Here is a 15,821-nt window from a genome sequence, read left to right on the forward strand (position 1 = left end):
GCCAGACGCCGAGGTCGCCGAGGCGACCCAGCGCGCCGGCCGGCGTGGCCAGCCCGGCGAGACGTTCGGCCGCCGCCGCAGCGGCAGCGGGATCCGGTGGTGTGCAGACGGCGCCGTCGATCATGGGGGGAACCTATCGCCCCCAGCGGGCGCCGGGTCAGGCTGTCAGCAGCACCAGCACCATGAAGATCGCCAGCAAGGCGACCACGAGCAGGATGCCGGACGTCTCCGGCACCTCTCTTCTACGCTTGACGTCAGGAATGTGCGCCGTCATCTGAACTCCCCCCACCTGGCCCGAGCCCCATCTCCGCCACCCCGTGCTGGGTGACCGTCGCTGTCAATGAGCAATCGATCTGCGAGATCAACGGCCCGTCGCCGGGTCTTCCCCGTCCGGGCGAGGCGCCCGCCGCATGGGCGAGGCTGCCGCTAATTCCGTCGAGACCGGCCACTCGGTCCTGGCCCTCCAGGTACCCGCTCCGGAGCGGCGCATTCGCGCTGGCAGCACAGACATGACGTCGCTGCACGGCGCAAGCGCTCCAGCGCCGATACTTGGCCCGTGCCCGAAGACGTGGATCCTCGTTACACGCTGGCGAACGAGCGGACGTACCTCGCCTGGATCAGGACCGCGCTCGGCATGCTGGCCGCCGCAGCCGGCCTCGTCGCCGTCGACCTCCCTTGGCCGGCCGTTGCGGTACGCGCGCTCGCGATCGTTCTCGCCACAGCAGCCGGAGCGTCCGCCTTCCTCGCGTGGGATCGATGGCGCAAGGTCGAGGCGGCGCTGGCTGCCGGGACACCGGCGCCGCCACCACGCGCCCACATCGCGCTGACCCTCGCCGTCGGTGCGGTCTCCGCGATCGTCGTGATCCTGATCCTGTTCTGAGCCGGCGTCGAGGACCACAGCGAGCCTCGATCGGTCCCGTCCGGCGAGGTCCTCGTCGAGGATCAGCAGGTACGCCGAGCTCGACCTCGGTCCAGTCCGTCGCGGTCCTGTCCAGCGCCGGTTCTACCGTTTCCGGTACGGAGGGCGCGATGAAGTGTCACGATCTGCGGCGTGCGGCCGACCGGGTCCGCATGGGTGCTATCTCCCTGGGTGTGTCCGATGCGCCCGGTGACCCTCGCGCCGCTCCGTCGGTATGACGTCTCGGTGCAGCACCCGTCGATGAACCATCTGGAGGACACACCGATGCAACCCTCGATGCTGAAGCTGTTGACACGCCGACTCGTCACCGCTGCGGCCGCGACCCTGGTTGCCGCTCCGCTCCTTGCGTCCGCCCCCACCGGAATGACGGCCCCCGGCGCGGCCGACGCCACCTCTGAAGGTGCGGTCGTCACGTCACCCATCGCAACTGCGTCGGCGGCGGCGCAGGTGCAGGTACGGCTTCGGGCCGCGATTCGGAACCTCCCGGTGGCCGCCGAAACCCCGGCTGGGTACGCGCGGAGCAAGTTCCGCCACTGGATCGACGCCGACGGTGACTGCCAGGACACGCGTGACGAGGTGCTGAAGGCCGAGTCGAGGGTGGCGGTGTCCGGATGCGACATCCGTCGCGGCAAGTGGTTCTCCTACTACGACCGCAGGACCTGGACGCTCGCTACCGACGTCGACATCGACCACGTCGTGGCCTTGAAGGAGGCCTGGGACTCCGGGGCGAAGCGGTGGAACGCCGACACCCGCAAGCGCTTCGCCAACGACCTTGGTGACAAGCGGTCTCTGGTCGCGGTCACCGACAACGTCAACCAGTCCAAGTCCGACCGCGACCCGGCGGAATGGCTGCCGCGGTACAGCAAGTGCCGCTATGTCGCTGAGTGGACCGCGGTGAAGATCCGGTGGAGCCTGAAGGTCAACCGCGCGGAGAAGGCCAAGCTGGCCAAGGTTGCCTCGGGCTGTCGCAACGTGGTGCTGACGGTCCGCAAGGCGGCCATCCGCACCGGCACCAGCGGCGGCGGAACTGGTGGCGGCGGCGGGGGCGGAACCGACCCGCGTTACGGCACGTGCACCGAGGCGAAGTCCCACGGCTACGGCCCGTACTACCAGGGCCAGGACGAGGAGTACTACTGGTACGACGACCGCGACAACGACGGCGTCGTCTGCGAGTAGCGGACCCCAACACGCGGTAGAACCGTCCCCTCCTGACAGCGCCGGAGGCTCAGGGAGGGTACCCGGGGTTGCGCATGACACACGGCGTGAGCGGCATGTCGCGGTGCTCCCCAATGAGGGTGGGTACCGAAGGGAACGCACTACGCAGGCCGAGGCCCGTGTCCGCGTTTTGAGGTGCCGCACCCGAGAGCGGCAGCGCGCCCTCGGGAGAGCGGTTGGGGACGGGCTGGCCTGTAAGCCGGGTTCTGTCCCTGTTGCCAGGGGGCGACCATCCATCTACGGCTGCCGTTGCCGACAGCCTCCAGCGACCTACCCGCACGCTCGGGCGAGCAGCCCTCGGGCGCGTGCTGTCTGGTCTTGCTCCGGGTGGGGTTTGCCTAGCTGCGCCGGTCACCCGACGCACTGGTGGGCTCTTACCCCACCGTTTCACCCTTACCGCCGCTCCGAGGAGCGGAGGCGGTCTGATTTCTGTGGCACTTTCCCGCGGGTCACCCCGGGTGGGTGTTGCCCACCACCCTGCTCTGCGGAGCCCGGACTTTCCTCGGGACCCGTCGCCTCGCGGCGGAGGTCACGCGGTCGCCCGGCCAGCCCGTCCTTCACCAGACTAGGGCAACCTCGGGGTGGGAGAGATACTTGAGGGACCATGACCGAGCCCGAGTTCACCATCCAGGCGCCTGCGATCGTCTTCCCGGGAGCGACCTCCCGGCACGAGACGGCCTTCCGGACGGCCCACGACCTGCTGAGCCGGCGGGCGCCGGCCGAGGCGCTCGACGTGATCGAGCCGGCCCTCGAGCAGGAGCCCCGCAACCGCGGGCTGCGCACCCTGCGAGCCTGGGCGTTCCTGATGCGCGCCCAACTCCAGCGCGCCACCGACGAGCTCAGCGAGCTGGTCGCGGAGGACCCGTCCGACGCCTGGGCGCGTCACGCGCTCGGCCGCGCATTGGAGCGCCAGTCGCGGCTCGACGAGGCACTGCCGCACCTGCGGCTGGCCGCGGCGATGACCGGAGACCCCGAGCACGAGGTCGACGTACTGCGGGTGGAGCGACTGGCCGGCAGGCTGGAGTGAGTCCGATGAGGCCGGCGCGCGACCTCCTCGGCCGGCCAGAGCACCGGGCGCGATCAGGGGAGGAACCCGAGTAGGTTGACTGCATGGCGTTCTGGTTCTGCCTCAAACATCACGCGGTCGAGGGCGAAGACGGCTGTCCCAGCAAGGACCGGCTAGGGCCCTACGCGTCCGAGGCCGAGGCGTCACGCGCGTTGGAGACGGCACGGGAGCGCTCCGAGGCCTGGGACGAGGACCCGGTCTGGAACGACGACGTCGAGGACGAGTAGTCCGTGGTGCTCTCCCGCCGCCGCCGGGTGCGCCGGGTGGTGATCGACCCCGCGACCGGTCGCACGATCTCGCCGTGGCCGTTCGTCGGCCTGGTCCTCGTGGTGTCGTCGTTCTTCCTCTACGCCGCCTCGGGGCTGCTGGCGCCGGCGTGGGCGGTGGTGGTCCTGCTGCTGACGTGGCTCGCCATGCTCGTGCTGTGCTTCGTCTGGTGGACGCCCCACCCGAGACGGGTCGTCGTGGTGGGGGTCGTGTCGTTCGTGTGGTGGTTCGTCGCGATCACTGCCGGTGGCGTCCTGCTGGACTGGACTGCCTGAGCGTCCCGGTCGCCGCGGCGCCACACCGGGTCGAGCGCGTGGTCATGACGGACCCGGGTGGTCCCGATGCCGCTCGGTTCGCGGCAAGATGAGCCCATGGCCATCCACATCACCGGCGACGACGCCGCTGACCAGCTGCTGACCGACTCGCCGTTCGCGCTCCTGGCGGGAATGATGCTGGACCAGCAGTACCCCATGGAGCACGCCTTCGCCGGCCCCCAGAAGGTGATCTCCCGCTTCGGCAGCTTCGAGGCCGAGAAGATCGCGGCCGCCGACCCCGAGGAGTTCGCGGCCCTCTGCTCGACCACACCTGCCATCCATCGGTTCCCGGGCTCGATGGCCGCGCGCCTGCAGGAGCTAGCCCGGATCGTGGTCGAGGAGTACGACGGCCGCGCGGACCGGATCTGGACGGAGGCCGCCGACGCCAAGGACCTCGCGAAGCGGCTCCAGGCACTGCCCGGATTCGGCGCCCAGAAGGTGAGGATCTTCGTCGCGCTGCTCGCCAAGCAGCTGGGCGTCCGGCCCGGGGGCTGGGAGGGCGTCGCGGGCGACTACGCGCTCGACGGGTTCCGTTCGGTGGCCGACGTCGTCGACCCGAGCTCGCTGCAGAAGGTCCGCGACTTCAAGAAGGCGACCAAGCGAGCGCTCCGCGCCGACTGAGCAGACGACCTCGGCACGTGGCGCCTCAGGACGGCTCGGACCCGTCCAGCGGCAGCTGGATGCGCACGCGGGCGCCACCGAGCGGCGAGTCGTTGCTCGCGGAGATGTCGCCCCCGTGCGCCCGCACGACGGACGCGGCGATCGCCAAACCGAGCCCAGTGCCGGTCAGTGACTTTCCGGCCGTCCGTCGGGTCCGCGCAGCGTCACCCCGGGTGAAGCGGTCGAAGACGGTGGACAGGAGCCCGTCCGGGAAGCCCGGGCCGTCGTCGTCCACCTCGACCAGCGCTCCGGAGTCACTGCGGGTCACGGTCAGTCGCACGTGGCGGGCGCCCGCCTCGGCGGCGTTCGTGACGAGGTTGGTCACCAGCTGCTCCAGGCGAGCGACGTCGACCGTCGCCGCCACGGTGTCGCCCGTCACGGAGACAGCCACGTCGACGACCAGTCCGAGCCGGGCCGCCGCCCGGGTGAGCTCCTCACGAAGGTCGACGCGGCTGTGCTGCAGGACGAGTGCCCCCGCGCGTTGCCGTGCGAGCAGGAGGAGGTCGACGGCCAGGTTGCTCAGGTGCTCGGCCTCCGCCTGGGCGATCTCGACCGCCCGACGCATCTGCGCCGGATCGTCGTCCAGCAGCGCCAGCTCGAGCTCCCCGCGGAGCACGGCGATCGGCGTCCGCAGCTCGTGGCTGGCGTCGTCGACGAACGCGCGCTCCCGTTCGAAGGAGACGCGCAGCCGGTCGAGCATCCCGTTCAGGGTGCTCGCGAGCTCGGCGATCTCGTCACGCCCGGCTGGCTGCGGCAGCCGGTCCGCCGACCCCGCGGTGGAGATCCGGGCGGCCTGGGTCGTCAGCGCGGACACCGGCCGCAGCGAGGTCCGGATCGCCCAACGCAGCACCAGGGCGAGCATGAGCAGCAGGCTGGGAAGAGCGACACCGAGCACCAGCAGCAGGCGGTCACCGGCCGCCTCCTCGCCCGCCAGCGACGTGCCGACCACCACGATGCGGTTCGTCCCCGGCACCACCCGTGCGGCGAGCCTGGCCGGCGGTGCGAGCCCGGGAACGGCCGCATCCACGAAGACGACGCCGTCGCGGACGGCCGCGCGCTGCTCGGGGCCAAGCAGGGGCCGTTCCGGCGCCGACGGCGACGCGGACAGCACCTCGCCGTCCGGGCCGAGGACCTGCGCGTAGGGATCGTCGATCGGCGTGTCGGCACGGGCGACCGCAAGCGCGGTGACGTCGTCCACCCGCGCACGCAGGCCGTCGTCGACCGCCGTGCGCAGTTGATGCTCGAGCACAAGGTAGAGCACGCCCATGCCCACGACGAGCAGCACGCTCGCACCCGTGATGACCACCAGGGTCAACCGGGCGCGCAGGGACTGGGGCCACAGCCGTCGGGTCACTGCGTGTCCTCGCGGAGGCGGTAGCCGACTCCACGCACGGTGTCGATGCTTCGCACACCGAACGGCCGGTCGAGCTTGTCCCGGAGGTAACCGACGTACACGTCGACCACGTTGGAGTCGCCCTCGTAGGAGAAGTCCCACAGGTGGTCGAGCAGATGGGTCCGGCTCAGCACCTGTCCGGGCTTGCGCATGAGCTCGTGAAGCAGCGCGAACTCCTTCAGCGACAGGTGAACGGGCACCTCGCCGCGGTGCACCGCCCGCGTCGCCGGGTCGAGCGTGAGGTCTCCGCACCTCAGCACCGGGGGACGGAGCTGGCTGGGGCGTGCCAGAAGCCGGTCGACCCGGGCGAACAGCTCCGCCACCGCGAACGGCTTGGTCACGTAGTCGTCGGCACCACTGTCGAGGCCCTCGACCCGGAAGGCCACGGCGTCCCGGGCGGTCAGCAGGAGCACCGGCATGGTCCGTCCGGCGTCTCTCCACGAACGGAGCACCTTGAACCCGTCGGGAGGCGGGATCATCACGTCCAGGACCACCAGGTCGTAGTCGCCGTCGAGCCCGAGGCGGAGTGCCCGGACGCCGTCGACCGCGACGTCCACGGCGAACCCGCGGGACTCGAACGCACGGCGCAGCAGGTCGAGCATCCGGGCGTCGTCCTCGATGACGAGCAGCCGGGAGGTCGGCCGCTCGGGTCCGTCGTCGCTCATGGCAGCATCCTGACGAAGGATTGATGAGGACGCGATGAGAGCCGCGATGGCGGGTCGCACACGGTTCAGCGGCCCTCGGCGGGCTCACTCAGAGAGGCCTCCGTCGCCAGTCGGAAGCCGGCACCACGCACCGTCTGCAGGATCTGGGTGCCGAAGGGTCGGTCGACCTTGTTGCGGAGGTAGCGGATGTAGACGTCGAGGTTGTTCGACCGGTCGGTGTACGCCGCATCCCAGGCGTTCCTGATCAGCTGGTCACGGGTCACCACCTCGCCCGGGTGGCGCATGAGCTCCCTGAGCAGGTGGAACTCGCGCGGTGTCAGGTCGATGGGCGTGTCGCGACGCCAGACCTGATGGCTGGCTTCGTCCAGCACCAGCTCGCCGGCCCGGAGCCTGGTCTCGGCCACCTCCTCCCGGCGGGTCAGGGCGCGCACACGGGCGAACAGCTCGGCGAGCGCGAAGGGCTTGGGCAGGTAGTCGTCGGCCCCCGCCGTGAGCCCGGCCACCCGGTCCCGCACCTCGTCGCGCGCGCTGAGCATGAGCACCGGCACCCCGTGGCCTCGACGGCGCAGCTCCTGCACCAGCGCGATGCCGTCCGGCGCCGGGATCATCACGTCCAGCAGGACGGCGTCGTAGGCATTCTCGGAGGCACTCCAGAGACCGTCCTCCCCGGTGGCCGCGACGTCGACGGCGTACCCCTCTCGTGCCAGGGCGCGGCGCAAGAGGTCGGCCATCCCGACGTCGTCCTCGACCACCAGGAGCCGCATGCGGCAATGGTAGGTCCCCGGATTCGGGCGAGGACACCGTCACAAGCCGTTGACCGCCCTGGCGGCGACCACTCCGACGGTCACCAGTGAGACAGCCGCTAAGGCGGAGATCATCAGCTTCACCCGGCCTGTGAGGGGGAGCGTGTCGGTGGGACTGAACGCCGTCGCGGCGGTGAATGCCACGAACAGGTAGTCGACGAAGGACGGGAGCCAGGTGCGCGAGTCCCAGCCGGGGACTCCGGTCATCTGCGGGAAGAGCAGGTCCGGGCGACCTACGGGGCGCGCATGCCGTGGGTCGCGCGCGTACGGTCCGCCTCGGTCGACCTCCCACAGGGCGAGGGCCCCGGTCACCACGTTCGTGCTCCAGATGAGCAGGGCGGCCTGCACCAGCTCCTGCGGGTCCATCGACCGTCCGGACGTCACGATGACCACCAGCCGTGCCAGATGGACAGCGTTCACCGCAGCCAGGGCCAGCACCAGGACCAGCGCCAGGTTCCGCAGCGCCACGTTCTCGCGATCGAGCCGTACCGGATTGGTGACGACCAGCGGCAGCACGAGGGCCAGCTCGAGGGCGGGCGCCAGCCAGGTCGGGCCGGCGGCGATCGACGAGGGGAGGACGAGCTGGAGGCCGAGCACGGCCAGCACCGCGACGCTGGCCGGCCAGCGTCGCTCATGCTCCCGATGCGTGGCCATCGGCGACACCTGGTGCGTCGTGCTGCCGGCGACGACCGCGGGCGAGATACCACGCAAGCACCACGAGTACGACGACGAGCAGCGCGAGCCCGGCTGCCCCCAACCGCCGCTCGAGGGTGGGATAGGCCGCTCCGGCGAGATCCGCGGCGACCGCCACCGCCGAGGCCCACACGGCGCCGCCGGCGAGGTTGGCCAGCGTGAAGCGGGTCCGGCTCAGACCGGACATGCCCGCCGCCCCGGGCACCAGTGCGCGCAGCGAGGCGACCCACCGCCCCAGCACCACCGCCAGCACGCCGCGCCGGCGGACGAGATCCAACGCGCGCTCGAAGGCCCTGGAGTCCCCGAGCCGTCGCGGCAGGCGCCGGACCAGACCCGGCCCGTACCGCCGGCCGACGGAGAATCCCACCTGGTCTCCGATGACGGCCCCGCCGACGGCGGCGACGACCACCGCCCACAGGGGCACGATGCCCGCGTGCGCAGCCACCCCGCCGGCGACGACCGCCGTCTCGCCGGGAACGACGACCCCGACCAGCGCGGAGGCCTCCAGCGCGGGTAGCCCGGCCACGCACGCCAGGACGAGCCATCCGGGGAGTCCGGTCAATGCCGCGATGACACTCATGCGATCTCCTCGGGAGCGGCGGTGGTCATGGCCTGACCCTGCGGCGTCCGCCATGAGAACGCGATGAGAGCGGACGAGCTGGTCCGACCGCTCTCATCGGGCTCTCATCGGCGGGGCCGCAGGCTCGGCCCCATGAACGGCTACACATCACGAGGACTCGCTGCATCCGTCGACCGTGGAGGCCGGCCGACCATGCGAGCCCTGACCGTCCGGCCCGGGGTGCGGGCATCGTTGCGGCTCGACCAGGTGGCAGAGCCCGGTCCGGAGGAGGGCTCGCTCCTGGTCGAGACGTTGGCGGTCGGGCTGTGTGGGACCGACGTCGAGGTCATCGACGACGGGTACGGCGAGCCACCTCCGGGCGAGGACGTCCTGATCCTCGGCCACGAGAACCTCGGCCGCGTCCTGGAGGCTCCGGATGAAACCGGATTCTCGGTCGGGGACCTGGTGGTGGGCATCGTGCGCCGCCCCGATCCCGAGCCGTGCCCGGCCTGTGCCGCCGGGGAATGGGACATGTGTCGCACTGGCCGCTACTCCGAGCACGGGATCAAGGGCCTGCACGGGTTCGCCCGCGAGCGGTGGCGGGCCGAGCCGGACGCGGTCGTGCGGCTGGACTCCTCGCTGGGTGACCTGGGTGTGCTGCTCGAGCCGACGACGATCGTGGCCAAGGCCTGGGAGCAGGTGGAGCGGATCGGGCACCGGTCGTTCTGGTCCCCCCAGACCGTCGCCGTGACCGGCGCCGGGCCGGTCGGCCTGCTCGCCGCGCTGCTGGGTGCCCAACGGGGTCTGGACGTGCACGTCTTCGACCGCGTCACCCGAGGTCCGAAGCCGGACCTGGTCCGCGCGCTCGGGGCGACGTACCACCATGACTCGCTGCCGGCCTCCTTCCTGCGCGCCGACGTGCTCATCGAGTGCACCGGGGCAGGCCAGGTCGTTGCTGATGTGATGACCCACCGGGCGCCGGACGCCATCGTCTGCCTCACCGGCGTGTCCGGCGTCGGCTCGCGCGTTCCGCTCGACCTCGGGGCCGTGAACCGCCAGCTCGTTCTCGGCAACGACGTCGTGTTCGGCAGTGTCAACGCCAACAGGCGGCACTACGACCAGGCTGCTCAGGCGCTGGCCGCCGCCGACGACGAGTGGTTGCGCCGGCTGATCACCAGGACTGTCCCGTGGGACCGCTACCACGAGGCGTTCGAACGCCGGGCGGACGATGTCAAGGTCGTCCTCCGGATTCGGGAGACCGGGCGATGAGCAGGATCGAGGACTACGCCCTGCTCGGAGACCTGCACACCGCCGCCCTGGTCAGCCGGGAGGGCTCCGTGGACTGGCTGTGCCTGCCGCGCTTCGACTCGGGCGCGTGCTTCGCGGCGCTGCTGGGCACCGCCGAAGCCGGTCGCTGGCTCCTCGCGCCCGCGGCGGGAGGGAGCTGCACCAGTCGGCGCTACCGCGGCGACACCCTGGTGCTGGAGACGGAGTGGGAGACCCCCGACGGCACGGTTCGGGTGATCGACTTCATGCCACCGCGCGGGGAGGCGCCGGACATCGTCCGGATCGTGCACGGCGTCAGCGGGGCCGTCCCGATGTACGGCGAGCTGCGGCTGCGCTTCGACTACGGACAGGTCGTCCCCTGGGTCCGCAACGTCGGCGGCGCCATCGAGGCCGTGGCCGGCCCGGACGCGGCGTGGCTGCGGACCCCGGCGCCGTTGGTGGGGAGGGACTGTCGCACGGTCTCGGAGTTCACGGTCCGCGCCGGCGACCGGGTGCCGTTCGTGCTCACCTGGGCGCCGAGCCACGTCAGCCCGCCTGCTCCGGTCGACCCGACGCAGGCGCTCGCCGAGACCGTCGAGTTCTGGGAGCAGTGGTCTGCGGGCTCGACGGTGACCGGGCCGTGGCGGGACGCGGTCCAGCGGTCGTTGGTCGTGCTCAAGGCCCTGACCTACGCACCCACCGGCGGGGTGGTCGCGGCGGTGACCACCTCGTTGCCCGAGGCCCTCGGGGGCCGGCGCAACTGGGACTACCGCTACTGCTGGCTGCGCGACGCGACGTACACCCTGCAGGCCCTGCTCGCCGCCGGCTACCAGGACGAGGCCAGGGACTGGCGGGAGTGGCTGCTGCGCGCGGTGGCCGGCGATCCGAGCAGGCTTCAGATCATGTACGGCGTCGACGGCGCCCGCAGGCTGCCAGAGGTGGAGCTGCCCTGGTTGCCGGGTTACGAGGCGTCCGTCCCGGTCCGGGTCGGGAACGCCGCGGCCGGGCAGCTCCAGCTCGACGTCTGGGGCGAGGTGCTGGACGGTCTGCACCTCGCACGCGCGGCCGACATGACGTCGGTGGACGACGCGTGGGACCTCCAGGTCGCGCTCATGGAGCATCTGGAAGGGGCGTGGCGAGACCCGGACAACGGCCTGTGGGAGGAGCGCGGACCGCGCCGCCACTTCACCCACTCCAAGGTCATGGCCTGGGTGGCGGCGGACCGGATGGCTCGCGCGGTCCGCGACAGCGGTCTGCCCGGGCCGGTGCAGCGGTGGGAGCGTCTGCGCGACACCATCCACGACGACGTCCTCACCCACGGCTACGACGCGGACCGCGGTGCGTTCGTCCAGTACTACGGCGGACGCGAGCTGGACGCCAGCCTGCTGCTGATTCCGCGCGTCGGGTTCCTGCCGGGCAACGATCCCCGGGTGCTCGGGACCGTCGACGCGGTCCAGCAGGAGCTCACCGAGGACGGCCTGGTGCTCCGCTACCGCACGGATCTCACCCACGACGGCCTGCCTGCCGGCGAGGGGGTGTTCCTCGCCTGCTCGTTCTGGCTGGTCGACGCCCTGCACTGGGCCGGACGGGACAAGGACGCCACCGACCTGCTCGAACGACTGCTCGCCCTGCGCAACGACGTCGGTCTGCTCAGTGAGGAGTGGGACCCCGTCACCCGACGCCAGCTCGGGAACACGCCGCAGGCCTTCAGCCACTTCGCGCTCGTGGTGAGTGCGCTCCAGCTGCACGACCGTCGTCCGCACCGCAGCGACCAGCCGATCCGGCCGCGGCGGACCCCGCGCTGAGGGGCCCCGCGCGCCACCTGAGCATCCCGACTCCGATATCCCCAACCAACGAATTGGAGAAGACAATGACCCAACTGGCAACGGCCCCGACACCCGGCGCACCCGGGCTGCTGAACCCGGGCGTGCGGCGTGCGGCGAGGCGCACCCTGCCGTGGCGGTGGCTCCTGGTCCTGGTCGCCGGAGCCGGTCTCTTCGCAGCCGTGTCCGCCACCCTCGTGGCCACGCACGATCTCCTGTTCATCCCATCCCTGCTCCTGCTCGGAGCGGCGGTGGTGCCGGCCACCTTCACCACGCTGGTGACCGAGAGCATGGCGTCACACACGCTGACCCTGGCCCGGGTGCTCACCGCTGCGGTCCTCGGCGGGGTCGTCGGAGCCGTCCTCGCTGGCCTGCTCGAGTTCGGCACCCGACAGGTGCTCGGCTCGCTGCCCTACCTCATGGTCGGTCTCATCGAGGAGGCAGCGAAGCTCGCCGTCCCGGTGGCCCTCTTCGCCTGGGGCAGGTCTCGCGGACGCGCCATGGACGGACTGGTCCTGGGCGTCGCCGCCGGCAGCGGGTTCGCTGCGCTGGAGACCATGGGCTACGGGTTCGTCGCGCTCCTCGCGAGCCACGGACAGCTCGAAGCCGTCGACGGGCTGCTGATCACTCGAGCACTGGCCAGCCTGGGCGCGCACGCGGCCTGGACCGGGCTCGCAGCGGCGGCGTGGTTCGGCATCGGAAGCGCCCGCCGCCGTTGGCTCGGCCGGGCGAGGTTCGCGCTGAGCTTCGCGACCGTGGTCATCCTGCACACCTTGTGGGACGCGACCGTGGCCGGCGGCTTCTACCGTTGGATCGCGGCGATCAGCTTCCTGCTGCTCGTCGGCACCGCCACGCACCTCTATCGGCGAACGCCGCGTGAGGACGTCCAGATGGTCCTCCGCCCGTAGGTGTCCGAGGCGCGGCGCGGGAGTCGACCGGTGTCGCCGACCGCGCCGCCCGGCGGCGCATCTCTGATGCGGTAGGTGGTGACCGCGGCCGCGCTCGGCTGAGGCCGGATGGCCCCTTCGGCAGGGGCGAATGTCGGGTCGCGCCCAGCAGCGTGGCAGAATGAGAACGCGGTCTTGACGCCTCCGGGCCTCGCCGCGCCCTAGACCCACAGAGATGTACAAGTCTGACCGGTCCAGCCCCGCTGGATGCCGCCAGTATCGAGAGGTGTTCGTGTCCTCGAACCATCGTTCGGTCCCGCCCGCCGTGCTCACGCACCCGTCCATCGTCACGCTGATCGAGCGCGCCGCGCCCGCCGGCAGCGTGACGGCCGAGGACGTCCGGCAGGCGTTCGCCGCGGCTGACGTCGCCCCGGCACAGCTCAAGGGCCTGATGGCCCACCTCGCCGGCCTCGGCATCTCCGTCGAGCTGGGCAGTCCTGTCGACCAGCGTGCCGTCGCAGCCGCCGCGCCCCGGAAGACCGCCACCGCCACCACGGCGAAGAAGGCACCTGCGAAGAAGGCGCCGGCCAAGAAGGCCGCGACCGCGCCGGCCGAGCCTGCGGGCTCCGCCAAGGCTGCGCCGACCAAGAAGGCCGCGGCGAAGAGCGCTGACCCGGACGACGTGCCCGTCGAGGAGCTCGAGGCGGTGGACCTCGCCGACCTCGAGGTCGAGGTGGAGATCGAGGTCGACGCCCCCGTGGTCGGCCCCGACGGCAAGAAGGTGCTGCCCGACCTGCCCGACGAGCAGTTCGAGAAGGACGTCAAGACCGACCCCACGATCAAGCAGGACGAGAAGGAAGCCTCCTTCGTCGTCTCCGCGGCCGACGACACCGACGAGCCCGAGCAGCAGGTCATGGTCGCCGGCGCCACCGCCGACCCGGTCAAGGACTACCTCAAGCAGATCGGCAAGGTGCCGCTCCTCAACGCCGAGATGGAGGTCTCGCTCGCCAAGCGGATCGAGGCCGGCCTCTTCGCGGAGGAGAAGCTCGCCCGCGGCAGCAAGGTCTCGGCCAAGCTGCACGAGGAGCTGGAGTGGATCGCCGAGGACGGCCGTCGGGCGAAGAACCACCTGCTCGAGGCGAACCTGCGACTGGTGGTCTCCCTGGCCAAGCGCTACACCGGCCGCGGCATGCTCTTCTTGGACCTGATCCAGGAGGGCAACCTCGGTCTGATCCGTGCGGTCGAGAAGTTCGACTACACCAAGGGCTACAAGTTCTCCACCTACGCGACCTGGTGGATCCGGCAGGCGATCACCAGGGCGATGGCCGACCAGGCCCGCACCATCCGGATCCCGGTGCACATGGTCGAGGTCATCAACAAGCTCGCCCGGGTCCAGCGTCAGATGCTGCAGGACCTGGGCCGCGAGCCCACCCCGGAGGAGCTCGCCAAGGAGCTCGACATGACCCCGGAGAAGGTCGTCGAGGTCCAGAAGTACGGTCGCGAGCCGATCTCCCTCCACACCCCGCTCGGCGAGGACGGCGACTCCGAGTTCGGAGACCTGATCGAGGACTCCGAGGCCATCGTGCCGGCCGACGCGGTCAGCTTCACGCTGCTCCAGGAGCAGCTGCACGCCGTGCTGGACACGCTCTCCGAGCGCGAGGCCGGAGTGGTCTCGATGCGCTTCGGTCTGACCGACGGCCAGCCGAAGACCCTCGACGAGATCGGCAAGGTCTACGGCGTCACCCGCGAGCGGATCCGCCAGATCGAGTCGAAGACCATGTCGAAGCTGCGGCACCCGTCCCGCTCGCAGGTGCTGCGCGACTATCTCGACTGAGCGACGGTTGGACGCCGCACCTGCGGACGGGGGACCGACCGCGATTCGTCGGGGTGTGTTGGACGCGGTCCCGCTGATCATCCCTGCGATCCCGTTCGCGTTCGTGATCGGCGTGGCCGTCACCGACGCGGGGCTCTCCCCGCTCGTGGGCTGGAGCTCGGCACCGGTGATCTTCGCGGGGGCGGCCCAGCTCACGTTGATCACGCTCCTGGGCGCCGGAGCGGCGTGGGGCGCGGCCGTCGCGGCTGCCCTCGTGGTCAACGCGCGGCACGCCATGTACTCCCTGGCGTTGGCGCCGGTCTTCCAGCGGCAGCCCGCCTGGTTCCGGTGGTTCGGACCGCATCTGCTGATCGACCAGATGTTCGTCCTGGCCGAGGCGCGCAGGGCCGACCCGCCCGACGAGTTCCGACGCTACTACCTCGCCGCGGGACTCTCGTTCGTCCTCTTCTGGTGCTCGACCGTCGCTCTCGGCCTGGTCGTCGGTCCCGGGGTGCCGACGGACTGGGGGCTGGAGTTCGCCATCCCGGTGATGTTCACCGGGATGCTCATCGGCGGTCTCGACCGGTCCCCGAAGTGGATCGCCGCGCTCGTGGCGGCCGCTGTCACCGTGGCCTGCGCGGGGGTGCCGAACCGCGCCGGTCTGCTGATCGGCGCGGCCGCCGGGATCGTCGCCGGGGTGCTGGCCGACCGGGGGCGCAGGTGAGCGCGTTCCTCGCCGTCCTGGTGGTCGGGCTCGGCACGTTCGTCAGCCGGGCGATCTTCATCGTCGGCCTGGCCAAGCGCACCATCCCGCCCCCCGTGCTCCGCGCACTGGAGTTCGTCGGCCCGGCCACCCTCTCGGCGCTGATCGTGGCCATGATGATCAGCGACGGGCGGGTGCAGGCCGGCGCGCCCGAGGTGGCCGGGCTCGCCACGGCGTCGCTGGTGGGGCTGCGCGCACCAGGAACCTGACGGTCATCCTGGTCGCCGGCATGGTTGTGTACTGGCTGGTGCGCACGCTCGCCTGACACCGACGCGGTATGCGATGGCCCGGGCCGGGCACTGACCGGGCACCATGTTCTTCTTCTTCAGCAACAGGCTCGGCTGTGCCGGGTCGATCGCGGTCTCTCTCGTCGGCACGGCGATCATCCTGCTGATCATCTTCGTGCTGCTCTGAGCCGCGCAGCTCAGCCTGAGGCGACGAGCCCCACGGCGACGCCGCACAGCGCCAAGCCGGCCGCCTGGGCGGCGAAGATCCGCTCGCGGAGCACGGTCGATGCCAGCAGCACCGTGAAGGCCGGGTAGAGCGAGGTCAGCACGGCGGCGACGGTCAGCAGCCCGGTCTGGGTCGCCAGCAGGAAGCAGAGCACCGCCGCGCTGGCGAGGAGCCCGGCGACCACGCCCCACCACTCCGTGGCGGCGCGGGGGACCCACGCGGCGCCGAGCGCCACGGCGAGCACCGCGACCGCGACCAGGGT

Annotated in this window: 18 protein-coding genes and 1 other RNA gene; 12 read left to right on the forward strand and 7 right to left on the reverse strand. The window is 71.3% G+C overall.

Annotated features, from left to right (window positions below):
* The first annotated feature begins 556 nt into the window (after positions 1-556).
* The gene (locus E7Z54_RS11590; RefSeq protein WP_136433838.1) at positions 557-880 is read left to right on the forward strand and encodes a YidH family protein; all 324 of its coding nucleotides are present in this window, start codon (positions 557-559) and stop codon (positions 878-880) included.
* 303 nt (positions 881-1,183) lie between these two features.
* A complete protein-coding gene (locus E7Z54_RS11595) occupies positions 1,184-2,095 on the forward strand; it encodes an excalibur calcium-binding domain-containing protein (protein ID WP_240769641.1) in 912 nt (303 codons plus the stop codon).
* Between the two features lie 218 nt (positions 2,096-2,313).
* Here E7Z54_RS11595 and rnpB read toward each other — a convergent pair.
* An RNA gene (gene rnpB, locus E7Z54_RS11600) (RNase P RNA component class A) lies at positions 2,314-2,687 on the reverse strand.
* Between the two features lie 51 nt (positions 2,688-2,738).
* Here rnpB and E7Z54_RS11605 point away from each other — a divergent pair.
* The 4 genes from E7Z54_RS11605 to E7Z54_RS11620 all read left to right on the forward strand — a co-directional run bounded on the left by E7Z54_RS11605 (position 2,739) and on the right by E7Z54_RS11620 (position 4,402).
* Positions 2,739-3,161: a tetratricopeptide repeat protein gene (locus tag E7Z54_RS11605; protein WP_136433840.1), complete on the forward strand. Its 423-nt coding sequence runs from the start codon at positions 2,739-2,741 to the stop codon at positions 3,159-3,161.
* A gap of 83 nt (positions 3,162-3,244) precedes the next feature.
* Positions 3,245-3,427 carry a hypothetical protein gene (locus E7Z54_RS11610; protein WP_136433841.1) on the forward strand — a complete coding sequence of 61 codons (183 nt, stop codon included), beginning with the start codon at positions 3,245-3,247 and terminating at the stop codon, positions 3,425-3,427.
* Between the two features lie 3 nt (positions 3,428-3,430).
* Complete coding sequence (locus E7Z54_RS11615) at positions 3,431-3,742, forward strand: hypothetical protein (RefSeq protein WP_136433843.1); 312 nt, start codon at positions 3,431-3,433, stop codon at positions 3,740-3,742.
* 96 nt (positions 3,743-3,838) lie between these two features.
* On the forward strand, positions 3,839-4,402 hold the full coding sequence (locus E7Z54_RS11620; RefSeq protein WP_136433845.1) for an HhH-GPD-type base excision DNA repair protein: 564 nt from the start codon (positions 3,839-3,841) through the stop codon (positions 4,400-4,402).
* A gap of 25 nt (positions 4,403-4,427) precedes the next feature.
* Here E7Z54_RS11620 and E7Z54_RS11625 read toward each other — a convergent pair whose 3' ends face one another.
* The 5 genes from E7Z54_RS11625 to E7Z54_RS11645 all read right to left on the reverse strand — a co-directional run bounded on the left by E7Z54_RS11625 (position 4,428) and on the right by E7Z54_RS11645 (position 8,575).
* Entirely contained in the window at positions 4,428-5,795 is a 1,368-nt protein-coding gene (locus E7Z54_RS11625; RefSeq protein ID WP_136433847.1) for a HAMP domain-containing sensor histidine kinase, read from the reverse strand.
* Positions 5,792-6,499: a response regulator transcription factor gene (locus E7Z54_RS11630; RefSeq protein WP_136433849.1), complete on the reverse strand. Its 708-nt coding sequence runs from the start codon at positions 6,497-6,499 to the stop codon at positions 5,792-5,794. Before E7Z54_RS11630 ends, E7Z54_RS11625 begins: the two co-directional genes overlap by 4 nt.
* Before the next feature lie 65 nt (positions 6,500-6,564).
* Positions 6,565-7,263 (reverse strand): response regulator transcription factor, encoded by a 699-nt coding sequence (locus E7Z54_RS11635; protein WP_136433850.1) that lies wholly within the window; start codon positions 7,261-7,263, stop codon positions 6,565-6,567.
* Between the two features lie 39 nt (positions 7,264-7,302).
* Positions 7,303-7,956, reverse strand: coding sequence for a hypothetical protein (locus E7Z54_RS11640; RefSeq protein ID WP_136433852.1), 654 nt, complete (start codon positions 7,954-7,956; stop codon positions 7,303-7,305).
* Complete coding sequence (locus E7Z54_RS11645) at positions 7,934-8,575, reverse strand: DedA family protein (protein ID WP_136433854.1); 642 nt, start codon at positions 8,573-8,575, stop codon at positions 7,934-7,936. The genes E7Z54_RS11640 and E7Z54_RS11645 overlap by 23 nt, the downstream gene beginning before the upstream one ends.
* A 132-nt stretch (positions 8,576-8,707) precedes the next feature.
* Here E7Z54_RS11645 and E7Z54_RS11650 point away from each other — a divergent pair, with 132 nt between their 5' ends.
* From E7Z54_RS11650 to E7Z54_RS11675, 6 genes are all read left to right on the forward strand, one after another.
* Positions 8,708-9,823 (forward strand): glucose 1-dehydrogenase, encoded by a 1,116-nt coding sequence (locus E7Z54_RS11650; RefSeq protein ID WP_240769642.1) that lies wholly within the window; start codon positions 8,708-8,710, stop codon positions 9,821-9,823.
* Positions 9,820-11,625 carry a glycoside hydrolase family 15 protein gene (locus E7Z54_RS11655; protein ID WP_136433856.1) on the forward strand — a complete coding sequence of 602 codons (1,806 nt, stop codon included), beginning with the start codon at positions 9,820-9,822 and terminating at the stop codon, positions 11,623-11,625. The genes E7Z54_RS11650 and E7Z54_RS11655 overlap by 4 nt, the downstream gene beginning before the upstream one ends.
* 65 nt (positions 11,626-11,690) lie before the next feature.
* Positions 11,691-12,551 (forward strand): PrsW family glutamic-type intramembrane protease, encoded by an 861-nt coding sequence (locus E7Z54_RS11660; RefSeq protein ID WP_136433858.1) that lies wholly within the window; start codon positions 11,691-11,693, stop codon positions 12,549-12,551.
* 265 nt (positions 12,552-12,816) lie between these two features.
* Complete coding sequence (locus tag E7Z54_RS11665; protein WP_136433860.1) at positions 12,817-14,364, forward strand: RNA polymerase sigma factor; 1,548 nt, start codon at positions 12,817-12,819, stop codon at positions 14,362-14,364.
* Between the two features lie 55 nt (positions 14,365-14,419).
* A complete protein-coding gene (locus tag E7Z54_RS11670; protein ID WP_206056168.1) occupies positions 14,420-15,067 on the forward strand; it encodes an AzlC family ABC transporter permease in 648 nt (215 codons plus the stop codon).
* Positions 15,064-15,315 (forward strand): AzlD domain-containing protein, encoded by a 252-nt coding sequence (locus E7Z54_RS11675; RefSeq protein ID WP_206056169.1) that lies wholly within the window; start codon positions 15,064-15,066, stop codon positions 15,313-15,315. The genes E7Z54_RS11670 and E7Z54_RS11675 overlap by 4 nt, the downstream gene beginning before the upstream one ends.
* Positions 15,316-15,530: 215 nt before the next feature.
* On the opposite strand, the gene E7Z54_RS11680 is transcribed toward E7Z54_RS11675, so the two are convergent.
* Positions 15,531-15,821: EamA family transporter (locus E7Z54_RS11680; RefSeq protein ID WP_168798285.1), on the reverse strand; the 291-nt coding region annotated here is incomplete at its 5' end.

Origin of the sequence: Nocardioides sp., assembly GCF_004803405.1 — a bacterium.
GTDB lineage: Bacteria > Actinomycetota > Actinomycetes > Propionibacteriales > Nocardioidaceae > Nocardioides > Nocardioides vastitatis.

Excerpts from the sequence above, each read along its gene's own strand:
- E7Z54_RS11595 (WP_240769641.1), top strand. The coding sequence starts at position 1,184 with ATGCAACCCTCGATGCTGAAGCTGTTGACACGCCGACTCGTCACCGCT.
- E7Z54_RS11605 (WP_136433840.1), top strand. The coding sequence starts at position 2,739 with ATGACCGAGCCCGAGTTCACCATCCAGGCGCCTGCGATCGTCTTCCCG.
- E7Z54_RS11610 (WP_136433841.1), top strand. The coding sequence starts at position 3,245 with ATGGCGTTCTGGTTCTGCCTCAAACATCACGCGGTCGAGGGCGAAGAC.
- E7Z54_RS11620 (WP_136433845.1), top strand. The coding sequence starts at position 3,839 with ATGGCCATCCACATCACCGGCGACGACGCCGCTGACCAGCTGCTGACC.
- E7Z54_RS11630 (WP_136433849.1), bottom strand. The coding sequence starts at position 6,499 with ATGAGCGACGACGGACCCGAGCGGCCGACCTCCCGGCTGCTCGTCATC.
- E7Z54_RS11635 (WP_136433850.1), bottom strand. The coding sequence starts at position 7,263 with ATGCGGCTCCTGGTGGTCGAGGACGACGTCGGGATGGCCGACCTCTTG.
- E7Z54_RS11640 (WP_136433852.1), bottom strand. The coding sequence starts at position 7,956 with ATGGCCACGCATCGGGAGCATGAGCGACGCTGGCCGGCCAGCGTCGCG.
- E7Z54_RS11645 (WP_136433854.1), bottom strand. The coding sequence starts at position 8,575 with ATGAGTGTCATCGCGGCATTGACCGGACTCCCCGGATGGCTCGTCCTG.
- E7Z54_RS11650 (WP_240769642.1), top strand. The coding sequence starts at position 8,708 with ATGAACGGCTACACATCACGAGGACTCGCTGCATCCGTCGACCGTGGA.
- E7Z54_RS11655 (WP_136433856.1), top strand. The coding sequence starts at position 9,820 with ATGAGCAGGATCGAGGACTACGCCCTGCTCGGAGACCTGCACACCGCC.
- E7Z54_RS11660 (WP_136433858.1), top strand. The coding sequence starts at position 11,691 with ATGACCCAACTGGCAACGGCCCCGACACCCGGCGCACCCGGGCTGCTG.